Source organism: Pseudomonas sp. GW821-FHT07E12 (assembly GCF_058986605.1).
The window spans coordinates 92053-111432 of record NZ_JBYSVX010000010.1 but is presented as its reverse complement, the minus strand read 5'-3'; the positions used below and the strand labels follow the sequence as shown (position 1 = coordinate 111432).

16 protein-coding genes are annotated in these 19380 nt (G+C 66.7%); 4 read left to right on the top strand and 12 right to left on the bottom strand.

Annotation, left to right across the window (positions count from 1 at the left end; all coding sequences use genetic code 11):
* Window positions 1-149: 149 nt before the first annotated feature.
* From AC3WJE_RS08095 to lpxH, 3 genes are all read left to right on the top strand, one after another.
* Complete coding sequence (locus AC3WJE_RS08095; RefSeq protein WP_493730269.1) at window positions 150-1286, top strand: glycosyltransferase family 4 protein; 1137 nt, start codon at window positions 150-152, stop codon at window positions 1284-1286.
* Window positions 1267-1800: a phosphatase PAP2 family protein gene (locus AC3WJE_RS08090; protein WP_493730268.1), complete on the top strand. Its 534-nt coding sequence runs from the start codon at window positions 1267-1269 to the stop codon at window positions 1798-1800. Before AC3WJE_RS08095 ends, AC3WJE_RS08090 begins: the two co-directional genes overlap by 20 nt.
* Window positions 1801-1880: 80 nt before the next feature.
* Window positions 1881-2624: a UDP-2,3-diacylglucosamine diphosphatase gene (gene lpxH, locus AC3WJE_RS08085; protein WP_493730267.1), complete on the top strand. Its 744-nt coding sequence runs from the start codon at window positions 1881-1883 to the stop codon at window positions 2622-2624.
* A gap of 90 nt (window positions 2625-2714) precedes the next feature.
* Here the strand turns inward: lpxH and AC3WJE_RS08080 are convergent, their stop codons facing one another.
* Entirely contained in the window at window positions 2715-3587 is an 873-nt protein-coding gene (locus tag AC3WJE_RS08080) for a LysR family transcriptional regulator (protein WP_493730266.1), read from the bottom strand.
* A 152-nt stretch (window positions 3588-3739) separates the two neighbouring features.
* Between AC3WJE_RS08080 and AC3WJE_RS08075 the strand changes: the two genes are divergently transcribed.
* Window positions 3740-4831, top strand: a complete 1092-nt coding sequence (locus tag AC3WJE_RS08075) for an alkene reductase (RefSeq protein ID WP_493730265.1) — start codon at window positions 3740-3742, stop codon at window positions 4829-4831.
* A 134-nt stretch (window positions 4832-4965) separates the two neighbouring features.
* Here AC3WJE_RS08075 and AC3WJE_RS08070 read toward each other — a convergent pair whose 3' ends face one another.
* The 11 genes from AC3WJE_RS08070 to AC3WJE_RS08020 form a co-directional block, all read right to left on the bottom strand.
* Window positions 4966-6216 carry a zinc-dependent metalloprotease gene (locus AC3WJE_RS08070; RefSeq protein WP_493730264.1) on the bottom strand — a complete coding sequence of 417 codons (1251 nt, stop codon included), beginning with the start codon at window positions 6214-6216 and terminating at the stop codon, window positions 4966-4968.
* Window positions 6217-6515: 299 nt separating this feature from the next.
* Window positions 6516-7319 carry a ferritin-like domain-containing protein gene (locus AC3WJE_RS08065; protein WP_493730263.1) on the bottom strand — a complete coding sequence of 268 codons (804 nt, stop codon included), beginning with the start codon at window positions 7317-7319 and terminating at the stop codon, window positions 6516-6518.
* An 82-nt stretch (window positions 7320-7401) separates the two neighbouring features.
* Complete coding sequence (gene purF / locus AC3WJE_RS08060) at window positions 7402-8868, bottom strand: amidophosphoribosyltransferase (RefSeq protein WP_493730262.1); 1467 nt, start codon at window positions 8866-8868, stop codon at window positions 7402-7404.
* 29 nt (window positions 8869-8897) lie between these two features.
* On the bottom strand, window positions 8898-9635 hold the full coding sequence (locus AC3WJE_RS08055; RefSeq protein WP_493730261.1) for a CvpA family protein: 738 nt from the start codon (window positions 9633-9635) through the stop codon (window positions 8898-8900).
* A 102-nt stretch (window positions 9636-9737) separates the two neighbouring features.
* Window positions 9738-10745 carry an SPOR domain-containing protein gene (locus AC3WJE_RS08050; RefSeq protein ID WP_493730260.1) on the bottom strand — a complete coding sequence of 336 codons (1008 nt, stop codon included), beginning with the start codon at window positions 10743-10745 and terminating at the stop codon, window positions 9738-9740.
* A gap of 235 nt (window positions 10746-10980) precedes the next feature.
* Window positions 10981-12252 (bottom strand): bifunctional tetrahydrofolate synthase/dihydrofolate synthase, encoded by a 1272-nt coding sequence (gene folC / locus AC3WJE_RS08045; protein WP_493730259.1) that lies wholly within the window; start codon window positions 12250-12252, stop codon window positions 10981-10983.
* A gap of 52 nt (window positions 12253-12304) precedes the next feature.
* The gene (locus AC3WJE_RS08040; RefSeq protein WP_493730258.1) at window positions 12305-13423 is read right to left on the bottom strand and encodes a sensor domain-containing diguanylate cyclase; all 1119 of its coding nucleotides are present in this window, start codon (window positions 13421-13423) and stop codon (window positions 12305-12307) included.
* Window positions 13424-13562: 139 nt separating this feature from the next.
* Window positions 13563-13946 (bottom strand): hypothetical protein, encoded by a 384-nt coding sequence (locus AC3WJE_RS08035; RefSeq protein WP_493730257.1) that lies wholly within the window; start codon window positions 13944-13946, stop codon window positions 13563-13565.
* A 23-nt stretch (window positions 13947-13969) separates the two neighbouring features.
* Window positions 13970-14614 (bottom strand): histidine phosphatase family protein, encoded by a 645-nt coding sequence (locus tag AC3WJE_RS08030; RefSeq protein WP_493730256.1) that lies wholly within the window; start codon window positions 14612-14614, stop codon window positions 13970-13972.
* 305 nt (window positions 14615-14919) lie between these two features.
* Window positions 14920-17076: a S46 family peptidase gene (locus AC3WJE_RS08025; protein ID WP_493730255.1), complete on the bottom strand. Its 2157-nt coding sequence runs from the start codon at window positions 17074-17076 to the stop codon at window positions 14920-14922.
* 184 nt (window positions 17077-17260) lie between these two features.
* A complete protein-coding gene (locus tag AC3WJE_RS08020; protein ID WP_493730254.1) occupies window positions 17261-19336 on the bottom strand; it encodes a phosphocholine-specific phospholipase C in 2076 nt (691 codons plus the stop codon).
* Between the last annotated feature and the right edge of the window lie 44 nt (window positions 19337-19380).

Sequence of the window (19380 nt, the reverse complement as noted above, 5' to 3'; positions counted from 1 at the left end):
GGAGCCGGGATTGGGGATTCGCAAAAGCGCTTCTGCTCTGACGAATCCCCAATCCCGACTCCCCAATCCCGGCCTGTCACTCAACAGACGCAAAAACGCCACATCGCTGCCACCGCTCCCCGCCAAGCTTGTGCAAACGGAGAACGGCCATGCGCTACGCGATCGTCACCGAAACCTATCCTCCTGAGGTCAACGGCGTCGCCCTGACCGTGCACGGGCTGGAAACCGGCCTGCGTGCGCGTGGCCATCAGGTCGAGGTGGTGCGGCCGCGCCAGGTGGCCGATCAGGATCCGGAAAACACCTTGCTGGTGCGTGGCGCGGGGCTGCCGCGCTATCCCGGCCTGCGCTTCGGCCTGCCGGCCACCCAGCGATTGACCCGTCATTGGCGAGATACCGCGCCGGATGCGATCTATGTGGCCACGGAAGGCCCCTTGGGCTGGTCGGCGGTGCGTGCCGCGCGCCGGCTCGGCATCCCGGTCGCCACCGGCTTCCATACCCGTTTCGACGAATACCTGCCCGAGTACGGCGCGGCCTGGCTGCAGGGCGCTGCACTGCGCTGGATGCGGCGCTTCCACAACCAGGCCATGGCTACGCTGGTGCCGACCCGCGAGCTGCAGCAGTTCCTCACCGAGACCGGTTTCGAGCGCGTGCGCCTGCTGGCACGTGCGGTGGACAACCTGCAGTTCGATCCCGTGCGCCGCGATCCGGCGCTGCGTGCCGAATGGGGCATCGAGGGCGAAGGCTTCGCGGCAATCTACGTCGGCCGCATCGCCGGCGAGAAGAACCTGCCGCTGGCGGTGCGCGCGTTCCGCCAGCTCCAGCAGATCCGTCCCAAGGCCCGCTTCGTCTGGGTCGGCGACGGTCCGCTGCGCGAGAAGCTGGCGCACGAGAACCCGGACTTCATCTTCTGCGGGATCCAGCGCGGCGACGCACTGGCGCGCCACTTCGCCAGCGGCGACCTGTTCCTGTTCCCCAGCCGCAGCGAGACCTTCGGCAACGTCACCCTGGAAGCGATGGCCAGCGGCGTGGCCACGGTCGCCTTCGACTACGGCGCCGCGCGTGAGCACCTGCGCAACGGCATGACCGGTGCGACGGTGGACAGCGACGAGGCCTTCATCGAGGCCACGGTGCGACTGACCGACCAGGACGAGTTGCGCCGCTCGATGGGCGCAGCGGCTCACATCGCGATGAAGAAGCTGCATCCGGACCGGGTCGTCGCTGACTTCGACACGATGCTGCAAGGCCTGCGTGGGCCGAGGGGGCACTATGCTGTCGACGCCGCTTGAACTGCTGCGCGGGCGCGAAACGCGCTGGTGCCGCCTCGCCAATCGCTGGTGCCGCCGGCAGCGCGTGCGCCGCTTCTTCGCCGCGGTCAGCCGGCTCGGCGACGGGGTGTTCTGGTATGCGCTGATGGGCCTGCTGATCGTGGCCGATGGCCTCGACGGCATCGGCGCCTCCGCACACATGGCCGCCACCGGCGTGGTCGCGCTGACCTTGTACAAGACGCTCAAGCGCTGGACGCGCCGTCCGCGCCCATATGCCGCGCACCCACGCATCCGCGCCTGGGTGGCCCCGCTGGACGAGTTCAGTTTCCCGTCCGGGCACACGCTGCACGCGGTGTCCTTCAGCATCGTCGCACTGGCCTACTACCCGTGGCTGGCGCCGCTGCTGGTGCCGTTCACCGCCTGCGTGGCGCTCTCGCGCGTGGTGCTGGGGCTGCATTATCCGAGCGACGTGCTCGCCGCGACCGCAATTGGCGCGTTGTTGGCGGGACTGTCGCTGTGGCTGCTGAGGATGTGACGGGGGGGCAGGGGCCGGGGAAAAGCGCGCTCCCCCGGCTTCTGACCTCTGGTCCCTGGCCCCTGCCTTACAATGCCCGGATGACCACCCTGTTCATCTCCGACCTGCATCTGGATCCGGCGCGTCCGGCGATCACCGAGCTGTTTCTGAAGTTCCTGCGCGAGGAAGCCTTCAGCGCCGATGTGCTGTACATCCTCGGCGACCTGTTCGAAGCCTGGATCGGCGACGACACGCCCTCGCCCGCCGCCGATGCGGTCGCCACCGCACTGCATGAAGTCGCCGATGCCGGCGTGCCGGTCTATTTCATGCCGGGCAACCGCGATTTCCTGGTCGGCGAGGATTACGCGCGCCGCGCCGGCTTCCGCATCCTGCCCGACCCGACCGTGATCGATCTGTACGGCCAGCCGGTGCTGCTGTTGCACGGCGACCTGCTGTGCACCGACGACACCGCCTACCAAGCGTTCCGCGCGCAGACCCGCGATCCGGCCTTCATCGCGCAGTTCCTGGCGCAGCCGCTGCCCGCGCGTATCGCCTTCGCGCAGCAGGCGCGCGCCGCCAGCCAGGCTCGGCAGTCCGAGTTGAAGCAGGACAGCAACGCGCAGTTCGAGACCATCACCGACGTCGCGCCGGCCGAGGTCGAGGCCTGGTTCGCGCGCTATGGCGTGGAGCGGATGATCCATGGCCACACCCATCGCCCGGCGATCCATTCGCTGACGGTCGTCGAGCTGCCGCGCACGCGGATCGTGCTGGGCGACTGGTACGAACAGGGCTCGGTGCTGTACGCCGATGCCGATGGCCTGCGTCTGGAAGCGCTCGGCGCCTGATCCGCATGAAGCATGCGCCCGGCACTGCGAGGTGCCGGCGCTCGCTGTTGGCGCAATCTCCCCAGATGGGGAAGACAACAAACCCACGCATCACCCGCCCAGGCGTGCGCGCAGAAACTCGATGAAGCGTTGCGTTTTCGCCGGCAGCAATCGGGTTTCGGTGATCGCGTAGACCGGCATCGGCTTGCCGTGCCATTCGGGCATGACCCGGCGCAGCGTGCCCCGTGCCAACTCATCGGCAACGACTTCTTCCGGCATCAGGATCACCCCCATATCCAGCGTCGCCAGACGCCGGATCATGCCGACGCTGTTGATCACGAAACGCCCGCCCACCGACACCGTATCGGCACGCTTGCCATCGTGCAGCGTCCACGAACCGTCCTTGAGGATGTTCAGACACTCGTGCCGTTGCAGATCGGCCGGCTTGCCCGGCTCACCGGCGCGCATGAGGTAACCCGGCGAGGCGTACAGGCGTGGCTTGAGTGAGGCCAACGGGCGCGCGATCAGCTGCGAGTCCTCCGACTCGCCCATGCGGATCGCCACATCGAACGGCTCGCTGACCAGATCGACCCGGCGCGGCGTCAGATCGAAGTCGAAAGTGATGCCGGGATACAAACTGGCGAACTCGGTGATCAACGGTGCCAGATAGGTCACAGCGAAATCCACCGGCAACGAGGCCCGCAGCACCCCGCTTGGCTGGGCGAGCATCTCGCCGAGCTGCTCGTGCGCCAGCCGGGCTTCATCAACGATGCGTTTGCAACGCTCGAAGTAGATCTGGCCGGCCTCGGTCAGTTCGATCTTGCGTGTGGTCCGGTGCAGCAGGCGCAACCCGATGGCTTTTTCCAGCACGCTGATCCGTCTGGACACCGTTGAGTTCGGCATCCCCATCACCTCGGCGGCATGCCGGAAGCCCTTGGCTTTGACGACCTCCACGAACAAGGCCATGTCGTTCAACAGCTCCATTACATTGCTCCACTGAAGGATCAATGTTCTGCAAATTATCATATTTATCCCGCATGGGAAGCGGACGATGATGCCTGCATCCGACATCAGAGGCTGTCGGCGTCAGCTCCCCAGCCCGCCTCTGTCATCCATCACATTCAGAGGATTTCATCGTGAACAGCTTGTTCGATTCCATCCGTGTTGGCCGCTACACCCTGCGCAACCGTCTGGTCATGGCGCCGATGACGCGTTCACGCGCGCAGTACGACGGCACGCCGGGCGAGCTGGCCGCCGACTACTACGGCCAGCGTGCCAGCCTGGGCCTGATCGTCAGCGAAGGCACGCAGCCTTCCGACGATGGCCAGGGCTACCTGACCACGCCAGGCATCTACACAGACGCGCACGTCGCCGGTTGGAAGAAGACCACCGACACGGTGCATGCACGAGGCGGCCATCTCTTCATCCAGTTGATGCACGCCGGCCGCATGTCGCATCCGGACAACACCCCGCATCACCGCCAGGGCGTTGCGCCGTCGGCGATTGCGCCGGGCACGGGGATGTTCACCGCCACCGGCATGCAGGACATTCCAGCACCGCGCGCGCTCAGCACTGAAGAAGTACGCCAGACCGTGCAGGACTTTCGCCATGCCGCCCGCCGCGCGATCGAAGCCGGCGCCGACGGCGTCGAAATCCATGGTGCGAATGCCTACTTGATCCAACAGTTCTTCGCGCCGAGCGCCAACACACGCAGCGACGCGTACGGCGGCTCGATCGAAAACCGTGCCCGCTTCGCGATCGAAGTCGCAGCGGCGATTGCCGAGGAAATCGGCGCCGACCGGACCGCGATCCGCCTCTCGCCCGGCACCACCTTGTGGGGCATCGATGAAGGCGCGCAAGGCCCGGATCTGTATCGCTATCTGGTCGCCGAACTGGACAAGCTGGGGCTGGCCTACCTACACGTGATGCATCAAGGCAACGAGCCGCTGCTGGCCGACATCCGCACGCTCTGGAAGCGCACGCTGATAGTGAATCGCCCGGGTCGCCTGCGCGAGCAGGTCGGCGCCGACGTGGCCTCAGGAATGGCCGATCTGGAGGCTTACGGCCAGATGGTGCTGGCGAATCCGGATTTCATCGAACGCTTGAGGACCGATGCAGCGATGAACGAAGCCCATCGCAATAGCTTCTTCGGCGGCAGCGCACAGGGTTACATCGATTACCCGACGTTGAGTGCGGCCCAGAAGACTGAGTCCAACGTTCTTTCATGAGCCCTCGCTTCTACCCCTTCTCCCACAAACGAGAGAAGGGAAGAAGCCGAGCTTTCGTCGAGGAAGGGCAGTCGCTACGGTGAAACCTCTCCCATCCCACGACCGACCAGAACGGCCGGCCGTGGGACCATCACTCAACGGAAGCCGGCAATCGTGGCCTTGGTGTTGACCAGCACGCGCTGGTTGTCGGCCGTGCTGGCATTGCCCATCGGCACCCCGCCATAGGAGATGTTGGGGTTGGACCAATAGTTCAGACGCGGGCAGCTGCTGGTGCAGTCGTACGCCATGATCGTGCGCCAGCTGTTGCCATAGCGATAGCCATGGCCATACGCATACGGCGTGGTGCTCGAATCACTGGCAGCGTCATGCCGTGCACTCTGCAGGTGCCCGATCTCGTGCGCGAAGCTGTAGTAGCCGGTCGCGCAACCCCAGTACACCGAAGCGAACGCGGTGGCGGCGGTGGAACCGATCCCCGATGCCAGGCCGCAATAGCTGGTGTTGTTGAGCACGATCACCGCCACGTCGGCGGCGACGGTGTTGCGGCTGGTGTGGATGCTGTCCATGTAGCCATCGCTGGTGCCGCGGAAGCGCGCCAGATCGGTATCAAAGCTGCCGGACTCGGTGTAGCTGGTGGTCTCGTAACCCGCCAGTTCCAGGGTGATGCCGACGTTGCTGTTGATGTAGCCCTGGTTGGACTCGGCCACCGCCAGCTGCACCAGCGACTGCATGTTGCCGCCGTATGCGGCCACCGCCTGGTTGGTCGCCACCACCAGCACGCGGATCGTGGCCGGCGTGCCCGACGAAGCCGCGGCGATACCGATGCGATCGTTCTCCGGCATCGCGATGGTCGGCAACAGCGCGTACTCGGCCGGATGCTCGGCCGGCATGCGGCTCTCGTCGACTTCGACCAGCACGTGACGGCCATCGGCGAGCGGACGCAGGCTGTAGAGCTTGCCGCCACTACGGATGGTGCCGGTGATGGTGTCGCCGGCGCGGACCAGGATCGCCGAGTTGAGCGGATCGATGCCGGACAGACCGCGCATGCGCGCACCTGCCGACGTGGACAGGTTGCCATACCAGACGCTGTTGCCGCCTTCCAACGCCTCGACCTTGGCCTGGGTAGCGGTGATGGTCTTGCCCAGCAATTCGAACTGCAGCTGCTTTTCGCCCTGCGTCACCGCACCGGCGTCCACTTGTACCAACTGCACGGCGGCAGTGGACGGCGAGGACAACAGGTTATCCAGCGCCGGCTCGGCGAGCGCGGTCGTGCTGGCGCGGCTGACATAGGCAGTAGGTTGGAACAAGGGTTTGCCTGCGGCAGCGGCCGATCCGGCCAGGCACATTGCAATCAATCCCATGGCATTGCACATCGACTTCGACGTCATGTCACCTCTCCTTGGATCCTTGGATGAAAAATCGTGGATGTGAAACTCCCGCCCCTGACGGGCTCGCCATTAAGACGCGATATAGGCATGTGAAATCAAGTCGCCCGGCGTCACAAAACGGGGAAATGTGACAGAACGTCGTGATGTTCGATCGACTGATCAAGACGATGTGAAAATCGCCTGCCGCGCATGGGCGGGAAGATCGGGGACAGCAGAGCTGGATGGTGCGTGGAGTCGGTTGCACGCTTGCCACGCCCTTCCAGGGAGAAGGGAATGGAGCAATCTCGAAGCGCTCGAACTCAGCCGGCTTGTTCGACCAGGCTCGCGAGTTCGTCTTCGTCGAAGCCGGCCAACAGCCGCGCTTCGATGTTGAACGGGCCGTGCAGGTAACCGCCGGCGTACTCGCGCAGCAGTTCCTTGAAGCGTGCACGCGGCTCGATCCCGGCGCGCTCGCAATACCAGCGGTACCAGCGCGAACCGGCGGCAACGTGCGCCACTTCCTCGCGCAGGATCAGTTCCAGCACCTGCGCGGTGGCTTCATCGCCGAGCGAGCGCAGCTTGACGATCATGCCGGGGGTGACGTCGAGTCCGCGCGCTTCCAGCACGCGCGGCACCAGTGCCATCCGCGCCAGTCCGTCATGCGCGGTTTTCTCGCACATTTCCCACAGGCCGTTGTGCGCATCGAAGTCGCCGTAATCGCAGCCGTAGTCGTGCAGGCGCTCGCGCAGCAGCATGAAATGGCGCGACTCGTCCGCGGCCACCGCCACCCAATCGGCATAGAACTGCGGTGGCAAGCCACGGAAGCGGTAGACCGCATCCCAGGCCAGGTCGATCGCGTTCAACTCGATGTGAGCAATCGCGTGCAGGAACGCCGAGCGACCTTCGGGCGTGCCCAATCCGCGGCGCGGCAGTTCACGCGGATGCACCAACGCCGGTCGCGACGGCCGGCCCGGCATGCGGATCGGCAACGGCTCCAGCGCCTGTTCCGGCAGCACCAGATCGCCGGCGCGGAACGCGGCGGCATGATGCTGGGTGAGCGCAACCTTCTCGACCGGGTCGGCGGCGTCGAGGCAGGCGCGGGCGGCGTCGAACAACGAGGTCATGGATCAGGGGCCAGAGGTCAGGGGCCAGGGAAAAGCGAGACGACGGGCCAGTCCTCTGGCCCCTGGTCCCCGACCCCTGCCTTCAAGCCCGGCGCTTGCGCTTGGATTCATCCGAGCGCAACTGACGGATACGTTCGAAGTAACCCGGTTCGATACCGGTGGTGTACTCGCCGTTGAAGCACGACGAATCGAACTGCTTCAGCTCCGGATTGCCCTCGCGCACCGCCGATTCCAGGTCTTCCAGATCCTGGTAGATCAGCCAGTCGCAGCCGAGGAATTCCTGGATTTCCTGCTCGCTGCGGCCGTGTGCGATCAGTTCCTCGGCCGCCGGCATGTCGATGCCGTAGATGTTGGGGTAGCGCACCGGCGGCGCGGCACTGGCCAGGTAGACCTTGCGCGCACCGGCTTCGCGCGCCATCTGCACGATCTGGCGGCTGGTCGTGCCGCGCACGATCGAATCATCGACCAGCAGCACCACGCGATTGCGGAATTCCAGATGGATCGGATTGAGCTTGCGACGCACCGATTTCACCCGCTCGCCCTGCCCCGGCATGATGAAGGTGCGGCCGACGTAGCGGTTCTTGACGAAGCCCTCGCGGTACTTCACCCCGAGCACATTGGACATCTCCAGCGCGGCATCGCGCGAGGTGTCCGGGATCGGGATGATCGTGTCGATGTCGTGATCCGGGCGCAGCCGCAGGATCTTCTCGCCGAGCTTCATGCCCATGCGCATGCGCGCCTTGTGCACCGAGACGTTGTCGATCATCGAGTCCGGGCGCGCGAAGTACACATACTCGAAAATGCACGGGGTGTGATCGGTGTTGGTGGCGCAGACCTCGGAGAACAGCTCGCCGCGCGCGGTGATCACCAGCGCCTCGCCGGGACGCACGTCGCGCACGCGCTGGAAGCCGAGGATGTCCAGCGTCGCCGATTCGGAAGCGACCACGTACTCGTCGCCCTCCGCACCCTCGCGCTTGCCCAGCACCAGCGGACGGATGCCGTGCGGATCGCGGAACGCCACCAGGCCCAGGCCCAGCACCACGCTGACCACCGCGTAGCCGCCCTTGCAGCGGCGATGCACGCCGGCCACCGCGCGGATCGCCGCTTCCGGCGTCAGCATGCGCTGCGCATCCAGCTCGTAGGCGAACACGTTCAGCAGCACTTCGCTGTCCGAGTCGGTGTTGACGTTGCGGCGGTCGGCCTCGAACACCTGCTGGCGCAGCGCCTCGGTGTTGATCAGGTTGCCGTTGTGCGCCAGCGCGATGCCGTAGGGCGAGTTGACGTAGAACGGCTGCGCTTCGTCCATGCCTTCCGAACCGGCGGTCGGATAGCGGCAATGGGCGATGCCGACGCGGCCTTCCAGCACCGCCATGCGCTTCTCGTCGAAGACGTCCCGTACCAGGCCGTTGGCCTTCTGCACGCGCAGCCGGGTGCCGTCGGCAGTTGCTATACCCGCCGCGTCCTGGCCGCGATGCTGCAGGACGGTCAGGCCGTCATAAAGCTGCCCGGCGACGTTCTGGTTGCCGACGATACCGACGATGCCACACATGTTGCGCGTCTCCGCTTGAGCTGGCGCTCTTATTGGGAAGGTGGCCGTGCCTGGCCATGGGATTCGATCCGTTTCGGATCGCTTTCCCCGGCGCGGACCTGCGCCGGGTCTATGTTGCTGGGCAGTACCTGCGCCGGATCACCCTGCGGGACGCTGTCGCCGGCCGGTGTCCGGCCCAATGCACGCTGGATCGTCTCCTGCATTGCGGAGACCGAAAGTGTCTTGTCGAGGCCGACATTATCGCCTGTAATCGGCAGCTTGCCCAAATCCATGTTCGGCAGATTCCGCAGATTCACCTCCGGCATGGACCAATCCGGCAGTTGCGCGCGCATCCAGTTCGCACCGGGCTGCAGCAGCGGCAACACGCGCGACTCGCGCCAGGCCGGCTCGCGTGTGAGTGGCGTGAAGCTGCCCAGCAGCACCAGCACGCAACCGAAAAACGCGCCGCGCACCACGCCCAGGCCGAGACCGAGCATCCGGTCGGTGCCATTCAGCCGCACCGCGTCCACACCGGCGCGGATCACCATGCCGACCACCGCCACGATCACCAGCACGCCGACGAACACCAGCGCATAGCCGCCAAAGGACTCGGTGGTCGAAGGATGCGCGCCTTTGGCCAGCCAATGCCCGGCCGCGCCACCGAACTGGAACGTCGCCCAGCCGGCCAGCAGCCACGAGACGGTGCCGACCACGATGCCGACGAAGCCGCGGAACAGCCCCAGCAACGCCGACAGGCCGATCACCACCAGCAGCACCATATCGATCATGCCGGCACTCCGGTGCCCACGACGGGCCGCGTGTTCTTGATATCCAGCCCGGTATCCAGGTTCATGCGTCTACCCTCTCCATGGGTGCTGCGTTGCGTCCGCTCAAGGATGCGGACGCACCATGCCCGTGATACCGACCTTGGCCGCCACCTGCGCCTTCAGCTGCTCGGCGTCGCCGCGATTGGCCACCGGCCCGACCCGCACCCGGTTCAGGGTGCCGTTGTCGGTACGGACCTGCTCGACGAAGGCGCTGAAGCCAGCCGCGCGGACCTTGTCGCGCAAGGCGTTGGCGTCCTCGACGCGACCGAACGCCCCCAACTGCACGGCGAAACCGACACCGCTGGCGGCCGGGGCCGCAGGTGGCGCGGGCTTGGGCGGCTGCGGCTTGGCGGGTTCGGGCTTGACCGGGGCCGGCACCGGCTTTTCGACCGGCTTGCTGACCGCGGCCACCGGCGTTGCGGCCACCGGCTTGGCCGGCTGTGCCGGCAACGGCTCGATCCTGCTCGGCGCGGGTTCGGGCGCTGCTGTCGTCGGGGCCGGGGCAGCCGGCTGCGCGTCGAGCGTCACCACCTGGGCGTTGACGTCGCTGCGCACCTTGACCGCCTGCAGGCGTACCGCCTCGGCCTGGGCCTGGCTGGCATACGGACCGATCCGCACCCGCCATGCCGGCTTGCCACCGATCTGGGCCGGCTCGCTGAAGCCCGGCAGCTGCGATTGCTTCAACCGCGCGATCACCTTGTCGGCATCGGCCTGGCTGGCATAGGCGCCGAAGTTCACCGCGTAGTTGCCGGCGGCCGCGCTCGGCGGCAAGGCCTCGCCCGGCGCTGCCGCCAGATCGGCCGCATCCGGGTTGTCCTGGACCGGCGCCGGAGCGGTCGGTGCGCTGCCGGCCATGCCGACCGCGCCACCGGCCGGGGTATTGCCCGGCGTCACCAGCGGCAGTTCGCGGGTCTCGAACTGGCCATTGGACGGCGCCGCGGGTGCGGTGATCGGCACATCGGATACGCCGCTGTCGGGCGCCGGGCCCTTCACCAGCATGGGCAGGAAAATCACGGCAAGCGCCACCAGGACGGCGGCGCCAATCAGACGCTGTTTCAGGGTCGTATCCACGTGGGAATCGGCAACGCGACGGAATGTGCGGCGATTATAAGGCCAGGGCGCGGGTCACTCCGGCGAGTATCGATGCGTTCGTTACAAACCCTGAACAGGCGTGTTGCGGGAAGCTCCTGGACCGATGTCGGGGGTGATCGTGCTTTGCGCGGAAGGCTGTCACGACTGAAGTCGCTCCCACAGGGCGGCGGGGGCGATGCGCTTACTCCGCGCCGACGGGTGGATGCGACATCGCTCAGCCGGTCGAACCCAGCAGCGGCAGCGCTTCGGCCACGGTATGGAACGAACCGAACACCAGCACGCGATCGCCGGGCGCCGCGTGGGCCAGCGCATCGTCCAATGCTTCGGCGACGCTGCCGAAACGGGTCGCGGTCCCGGCGGGTGTGCCCTGCAGGCGCGCGGCCAGTGCGTCCGCGCTCTGGCCACGGGCACCGTCGAGTCCGGCGATGCGCCATGCGTCGACCCGCTCGCCCAGGGCCTCGGCCACGCCGACCACGTCCTTGTCGGACAACGCTGCGTAGACCGCATGGGTGCGGCCGGTGGCTGGGCGCGCCTGCAACGCCGCGGCCAGCGCGCGCGCCGCCTGCGGGTTGTGGCCGACATCGACCAGCACCTCCACGTCCCCCCGATGGAACGCCTGCAGGCGGCCGGCGATGCCGGCCTGGGCGACGCCTTCGGCCCAGGCGGTGCGTGGAATCGGCTCATCCAGTGCGCGCAGCGCGGCGACCGCGCTGGCGGCGTTGGCCAGTTGCACCGGCGCCTGCAGCGCCGGCATCGGCAACTCCATCTGCAGTGAAACGTCACGCCAGCGCCAGCTTTCCGCATCGATCGGCTCGGCGAAGAAATCACTGCCGAAGCGGATCGCGTTGGCACCAAGCAGATAGGCGCGGCGCAGCACGCTCGACGGCGGATCGATCTCGCCCAGGATCACCGGCTTCCAGCCGCGGATGATCCCGGCCTTCTCCTCGCCGATCGATTCCCGGTCGCCGCCGAGCCAGTCGGTGTGGTCGATGTCGACGGTAGTGATCACCGCGACATCGGCATCGACGATGTTGACCGCATCCAGACGCCCGCCCAGGCCGACTTCCAGCACCGCCAGATCCAGGTCGGATTGACTGAACAAGTGCAGCGCGGCGAGCGTGCCGTATTCGAAGTAAGTCAGCGGGATCTCGCCGCGTGCAACCTCGACCGCAGCGAATGCGGCCACCAGCGCCGCATCCTCGGCCTCGCGCCCGTCGATGCGCACGCGCTCGTTGTAGCGCAGCAGATGCGGCGAGGTGTAGGTGCCGACCTTCCAGTCGGCAGCACGTGCGATCGCCTCGATGAAGGCCACCGTCGAGCCCTTGCCGTTGGTGCCGGCGACGACGATGGTTTTTTTTGCGATCGGCCTGCCCAGATCCAGCCGGGCCGCGACGTCGCGCACGCGCTCCAGCCCCATCGCGATCGATTGCGGATGCTGGCGCTCGATGAAGGCCAGCCATTCGGAAAGGGTGTTGGTTGCGTTCACAGGGCAGAGATGGGCGGAAAACTGCGCCATTATCGCGGTTTTCGCGCGTCACTCAGAAGCGGGCGCGTCCCGCCGCCTTGGCCACGTACATGGCGCGGTCCGAGGCGCCCATCCAGTCGTCGAGACCACGATGGTGCGGCGCCAGCAGGGCCACACCGATGCTCACGCCGACCTGCACGTCGGGCCAGCGCGGCAATTCCAGCGCGGCCACTGCGTGGCGCAGCCGCGCCGCCGCCGCTTCGCCTTCCGACAGGCCCACCGGCAGCAGCAAGGCGAATTCGTCACCGCCGATCCGCGCGGGAAATCCCTTGGTTCCGGCCTGTTCGCGCAGCAGACGGGCGACTTCGCGCAGCACCTCGTCGCCGGCACCATGGCCGTGCCGGTCGTTGATCGCCTTGAAGCGATCGACATCGAGCAGCAACAGCACCGTCTCGCCCTTGCCGGCCCGCGAGGAAGCGACCAGATCGCCGGCGCGCGCGTTGAAATAGCGCCGATTGGGCAGGTCCACGCCGGGATCGGTCAGGATCAGCCGCTCCAGTTCACGGTTCTGCTGCGCGATCCGGCGCGTCAGCTGATGACCGACGTGGCTCAGCGCCAGCATGTACACCACCACCGACGGCAGCGCGAGCAGCATGGTGCGCACCGACGCCTGTGGATGGAACGGCCAGCCGAGCATCCAGCCGCTGATGAGGAAGCTGACCACGCCGGCCAGCGTCGCCCGCAACAGCAGCGGCCAACTGCCTGCCGCCAGCCGATCGGCCGCCAGGATGCTGATCATCGCCGCCGCCGGCACCAGGCTGACCTTGGAAGCGGCGATCCAGAACGCGCCGAACGCTGCGTCGATCACCAGATTGCGGAATTCGGCCTTCATCGGGTCGCGCGCCGAGTACGCGCGCAGGAACGCCACGTGCGGCCACACGAGCACGTTCAACACCACCAGAATCCAGTACGGCCACGCCGCGCCCTGCTCGTGAAGCACGGAGGCATACGGCAGGGTCAGCAGCAGCAAGCCCAGGTTGCGCATCGGATAGACACGCTTGACGAACGCCAGTGCGCGCACCCGGGGATCGTCGTTGGCCGCGATGAGGTCTTTTTTATTGTGACCATAGTCACGATAACTACCATGGTCGCTGGCACGGTCTTCGGAAAACAGCGGAAGCGGAGCGCTCATGCCCGTGCCTGTACCCGTGTGATGAGGCGATATATACGCCGATTCCCGCCATACGATGCGTGCAGTCGCGTCGACGAATTGCGACGAACACGCTCGACCACCAGAAACGACAACTGCGAAACGACCCGGCGCCTGATCATCATCGCGTCGGGTAGACCCGTTCGAACCGCGTACCCAATGCGGAACGCTTCCCTGCGAGCATCATCGAAACCTGCTGTTCGGGATGACGCCGATAGAAGCTTTCGTCGATGCAGCGATAGTCAGGAAACGCGTGCTCCACCGGCCCACCGCGCAACCGACAGTCGCAGGAACGCCGGTGTTGGTGATGCACATGCACGAACAGCCGTGCGGCAAGCGCGATACCGAGCAGCAGCCACTGCCGGCCGTACAGAAACGGCGCGGACAGGAAATCGACGAACAGGCCCAGCATCACCAGGCCCAACACGACAAGCACCGCGAGCACCCTGCCCGCTTCGCTGCGCGAGGGCTCTGCCGACCCGACCCATGTTTTCTTCCAACCCATCAACCACCTCCCTGTGGCTTGACTCAAAGCGCGCGGTGCTTGGCCTCGCCGAAGAACGGGGTGTGGTGCGCGCAATCATTCAGACGCACCACTTCCAGGTTTTCCACGTCGCTGCCTTCGAGCAGGTTGAGCGTGGTCGGGGCCTGGCGGAAGGTCCACAGCCGCGACAATGGAATGCCGAGCACCTTGCACAGGATCACGCGATTGACCGCGTCGTGGGCGACGACCAGCAGCGTGTCCTCGTCACCGAGTCCTTCGGCAGCGCGCGCCAGACCGCGCCAGCTGCGCTCAAGTACCTGTCGCAGCGATTCGCCGCCGGGCATCAACACGGTATCGGGTTCTTCGCGCCAGGCACGCAGGCGCGCCGGATCCTTGTCGTGGATCTCGCTGGCCAGCAGACCTTCCCATTCGCCGTGCGCGATTTCCTGCAGCTCGGCATCGAGCTGCAGCATCGACTCGCGTGCCGGCCCGAGTGCGAAACGTGCGGTGGTCTGCGCGCGGCTCAGCGGCGAGGCCACCGCGCGCGCGATCGGCAGATCCTTCAGGCGCTCGCCGAGCGCTTTGGCCTGACCCTCGCCGACCGGCGAAAGCGGAATGTCGATCTGGCCCTGGTAGCGGCCCTCGGCGTTCCACGGCGTCTCGCCGTGTCGGGCAAGCAGGATGCGCATGCTCGGGAAGTCCTCGTAGACGTGGGGATGAACGTGGGGGACCCGATCGCCGACGGCGACGGGAGCGGCATCATACCCGCTCGCTCCGGTTGCAGCGGAAACCACGGCGTCTGTCCACAGAGGCCCTGCAGCCGTCATTCCCGCGAAAGCGGGAATCCAAGGACGTGACTCGCAAGCATCAACGTCCATGGATTCCCGCTTTCGCGGGAATGACGAGCAAAAACCCGTGGAACATCTCCGCGGATGCCAGATAGCACGAAGCCGCCCGTAGGCGGCTTCGTGGAACGGCAATCGCTGGTTCCGGCTCAGCGCACCAGATTCAGCTCCTTCAGCAACTGCGGCGCCGGCGCGACCTCGGTCATGATCCACTGCAGGTAGCGCGAATCGACCGAGATCATCCGGGTCATGCTCGGGTCGAACACCCAGTTGCTGCTCACCGACTCCCAGTTGCCGTCGAACGCCAGGCCGACCAGCTTGCCGTGCGCGTCCATCACCGGCGAACCGGAGTTGCCGCCGGTGATGTCCAGGTCGGACAGGAAGTTCACCGGCACCGAGCCGAGGCGCTTGTCTTCCAGGCCGGCGTAGCGCTTGGCCTTGACCGCATCCAGCAGTGCCTTCGGCGAGTCGAACGGATCGACGCCGGTTTCCTTGGCCGCCACGCCTTCGAGTGTGGTGAACGGGGTGTACGCCACGCCGTCCTTGGGCGTGTAGCCCTTGACGTTGCCGAAGGTGATGCGCAGCGACAGGTTGGCGTCCGGGTAGACGAACTCGCCCTGGCTCTTCTTGTAGTCGGCCAGCGCCTGCAGGTAGATCGGGCGGTTCTTGAGCAGTTCGCCGGTTTCGATCTTGTCCTGCTTCTCCATCGCCAGCAGTGCCGGCGTCACCGCCACTGCGTACTGGATCGCCGGATCGGTGCTGCTCTCGAACGCGGCGCGATCGGCCTTGAACCACTTCAGGCGCTCATCGGTACTGCCGAGGCGGGTGCCGTCGAGCTTGCTCACTGCCGCATCGACTGCGCTGGCGTTGCTGCCACCCAGCCATTGATCGACCGCTGCGACGCGCTGGCTGGCCGGCAGCTTGACGTACTCGCTCAGCCAGTACTGCTGCAGCTGGCGATCCATCGCCGGGACGTAGCGGCGCTCCATCTGTTTCACCGCGCCTTCGATCGTCGGCAGGTCACGCTCCTGATAGCCGGACTCGCGCTCGGCATCGGGCTTGGCGCGCTCGATCGACAGGCGATACAGCATCACCGCCGCGCCGATCGTGCCGGTACGGTCGAACTGGCCCAGCACCAGATCGCGTTGCTGGGTGCTCTTGCCGTCCTCGACCAACTTGACCAGCGCATCGTGCGCGGCCAGCGCCGGCTTGCCGGCGGCACCCTGGCGCTTCAGCCAGGCCAGCGCGGCGGCTTCCTCGGCCTTCTTCTGGGCTCCGGCGTCGATGCGCTTGAAGCCTTCCAGCTGGCCCTCGTAGTTCTTGCTGGTGTTGTTCCAGCCCGCCATGGTGCTGGCGTACTTCACCTTGATGTCCGGGTTCTGCTTGCCGGCGGCGTCGACCAGCGCGATCAGGTTCTTGTAGTGACGCGCCACGGTCGGGTAAGTCCAGTTGGCGGTGTTCTCGAATTCGGCCACCAGCGCGTAGCGGTTGGTGCGTCCCGGGTAGCCGGCCACCATCACGAAATCCCCGGCGCCCAGCGGCTGGTCGGCGAACTTCAGCCAGTGCTTGGGCTGGTACGGCACGTTGTCCTTGGAAAACGCCGCCGGCTTGCCATCCTTGCCGACGTAGGCGCGGTAGAACGAGAAATCGCCGGTGTGGCGCGGCCACATCCAGTTGTCGATGTCGCCGCCGAACTTGCCGACGCTGCCGGGCGGCGCGTAGACCAGGCGCACGTCCTTGATCTCCAGGTTCTTGAACAAGCGGTAGGCGTTGCCGCCGGAGAAACTGAAGACCTGGCAGCGATAGCCACCGCCCGCCTCGCACTGGGCGACCTGGGCCTTGTTGAATGCTTCCAGCGCCTGGGTGCGCTTGAGCGGATCGTTGCCGGCGCTGGCCATCGCGGCCTTGGCCTGGGCAGTGACGTCGGTGATGGCGTCGAGCACGTACACGCGGGCGTTCGGACCGGCGCTCAGCTCGTCGCCTTCGGTCGGCGCGTTGAAGCCGTCCTTGATCAGGTTCTTCTCGGCCGTGGAGTTGAGCTGGATCGCGCCGTAAGCGCAGTGGTGGTTGGTGACCACCAGGCCCCGCGGCGAGACGAAGCTGGCGGTGCAGCCGCCGAGCGCGACCACCGCGCCCATCGGATCGCCGGTGAGGTCGGCGAGCTGCTCAGGCGAGAGCTTCAGGCCGGCCTTCTGCAGCGGGCCGGCGATCTCCGGCAGTTGCTGCGGGACCCACATGCCTTCGCCGGCGTGAGCAGCACTGGTCGCGCCCAGGGCGGCGACAACGGAGAAGGCGAGCAGCTTCATGCGCATTGGAATGGCTCCATATGTAAGGACATAACAATTCTAGCGATGCCCTTCCGATACCGATCCATGACCTATGGCACGGTCGCGGGGATATGCCCCCGCAGAGCCGAGCTTGTGCTTGCATCCCTTTTCGGGGCTCGGCGGGGGCTTTCCCGGGCAACGCTCCAGCCAAGCAAACTCGGCTCTACCTGCGCCCCAGCGCCGGATCGCTGCGGCTGGCCCGGCCGGTTTCCAGATGCCCGGCCAACCGGCGCCGGAAGGTGCCGTCCGACGAAGCCACCTGCAGGTCGTACCAGTGATCGCTGGCGACCGGGTCGTAGCGGAACTCGGTGCGTCCGCCCGCGGCCAGCGTCACTTCGTGCGGCGCCGGGTCGCCGTAGTCGAGCGCGCGCACCTGCAGCGTGCACGACGCGCTGCCGCGATTGCCGAGTGCGATCACCAGCGTGCCGTGCTCGCTGCGCGCTTCCAACCAGGGCTGTGCACCGCCACCCGCCTTGCTGCGATCGCCGGACAACTCACGCAGGAAACCGTTCGGCCCGTGCACCGCCAGCGCATACGTACCCTCCGTCGGCAGGCCATGCGGCACGTCTTCCAGCGCGCTGCCCGGCAGCACCGTGTAGTACCACGGCCCGGCTTCGCTGCCCGGTGCGTAGACGTTGAAGACCGCGGCAGCCGAACCTGCATTGACGAAGCGCAGTCGCAGCGCGTTGTCGTGCATGGTCTCGGCATGCACGTGCAGGTCGTACGGCAGCGCGCGCGCCGGCCGCTGCCCCGGCTCCTGACGCGGCATGTCCTCGTGAAGCGGCGGCTTCGGATCGGGCAGTTTCGCGATCGCGGCGGTGCGTTGCCGGTAATCGGATACGTCCGGCAGTGCCGACAGCGCCGCGCGATCCGGGTCACGGAAATCGAACACGCTGGCGAGATCACCGGTCACCGCGCGTCGCCACGGGCTGATGTTGGGCTCGGCGACGCCGAAGCGTGTTTCCAGCAGGCGCAGTACCGAGGTGTGATCGAACACCTGCGAGTGCACCCAGCCGCCGCGCGTCCACGGTGACACCACCAGCAACGGCACGCGGATACCCAATCCGACCGGCACGCCGTGATAGGCCTCGCCGCGCGTGTCCACCGCGCTGCGGCCCATCCGTGCATCCAGCGCCGGCAGCGGTGCCGGCACGTGATCGAAGAAACCGTCGTTCTCGTCGTAGTTGATGATCAGCGCGGTCTTCGCCCATACCTCGGGATTGGCGGTGAGTGCGTCGATCAGGCGCGCGGTCAGCGACTCGCCATAGGCCGGCGGCGCTTCCGGATGCTCGCTGTAGGCGGTCGGCGCGATGATCCACGACACCTGCGGCAACCGGTTGGCCTGCACATCGGCGGCGAACGCGGCGACGAGGTGATCGGCGGTGGTCTGTGCGGCGTTCCCGGCGGTCGATCCCGGCACCCAGGCGCGCGCGCGGCGATAACGCTCGTCGCTGGTGTCCAGGCCGCGGTAGTGCGCGAAGTACGCCAGCGAGTTGTCGCCGAAGTTGTCGTACTCCTGGTACACGCGCCAATCGATGCCGGCCGCGCTCAGGCGCTGGCTGTAGGTGGTCCAGCGCATCGCCGCGTAATCGGGCTTGTCGCGCGCCATGTCGGCGGTCCAGTTGCTGTCGTCGGCGTTCTCCACCGCCTGCAACCGATCATCGCCGACGCTCAGGCCGCTGGTGCCTGAGAACAGGAACATCCGGTTCGGGTTGGTCGGCCCGTGGATCGAGCAGAAGTAGCCGTCGCAGATCGTGAATGCATCGGCGAGCGCGTGGTAGTACGGGATGTCGCTGCGCTGGAAATAGCCCATCGTCAGCGGGCCCTTGTACGGCGCCCAGCAGTCGTATTCCTGCCAGCGTCGCGGATCCTGGTCAGGCGCGCCCTTCCACGAGTGATCCAGGCTCTTGATCAGCGGCGCACGCGTGTCGGGGAGAAACCGGAACGGCGCGATCCGGCGCCCGTACTCATCAAGCTGACGCCACACCGGCGAACCGTCGCGCAGGGTCAGCGCACGCGTGTCGTCGAAGCCGCGCACACCGCGCAGCGTGCCGAAGTAATGGTCGAACGAGCGGTTCTCCTGCATGAGGATCACCACGTGTTCGAGATCGGCCAGCGTGCCGGTACGTGATGCGGCCGGCAGCGCCAGCGCGCGGCCGATGGAAGCCGGAATCGCACCGGCGGCGGTCAACGCGGCGAGGCGTCCGAGGAAGTCGCGGCGGGACAGGGCGGCAGTCATGGGGGTAGTCCTGTGGCGGAAATGGAACGACTCCGCCGGGCTCG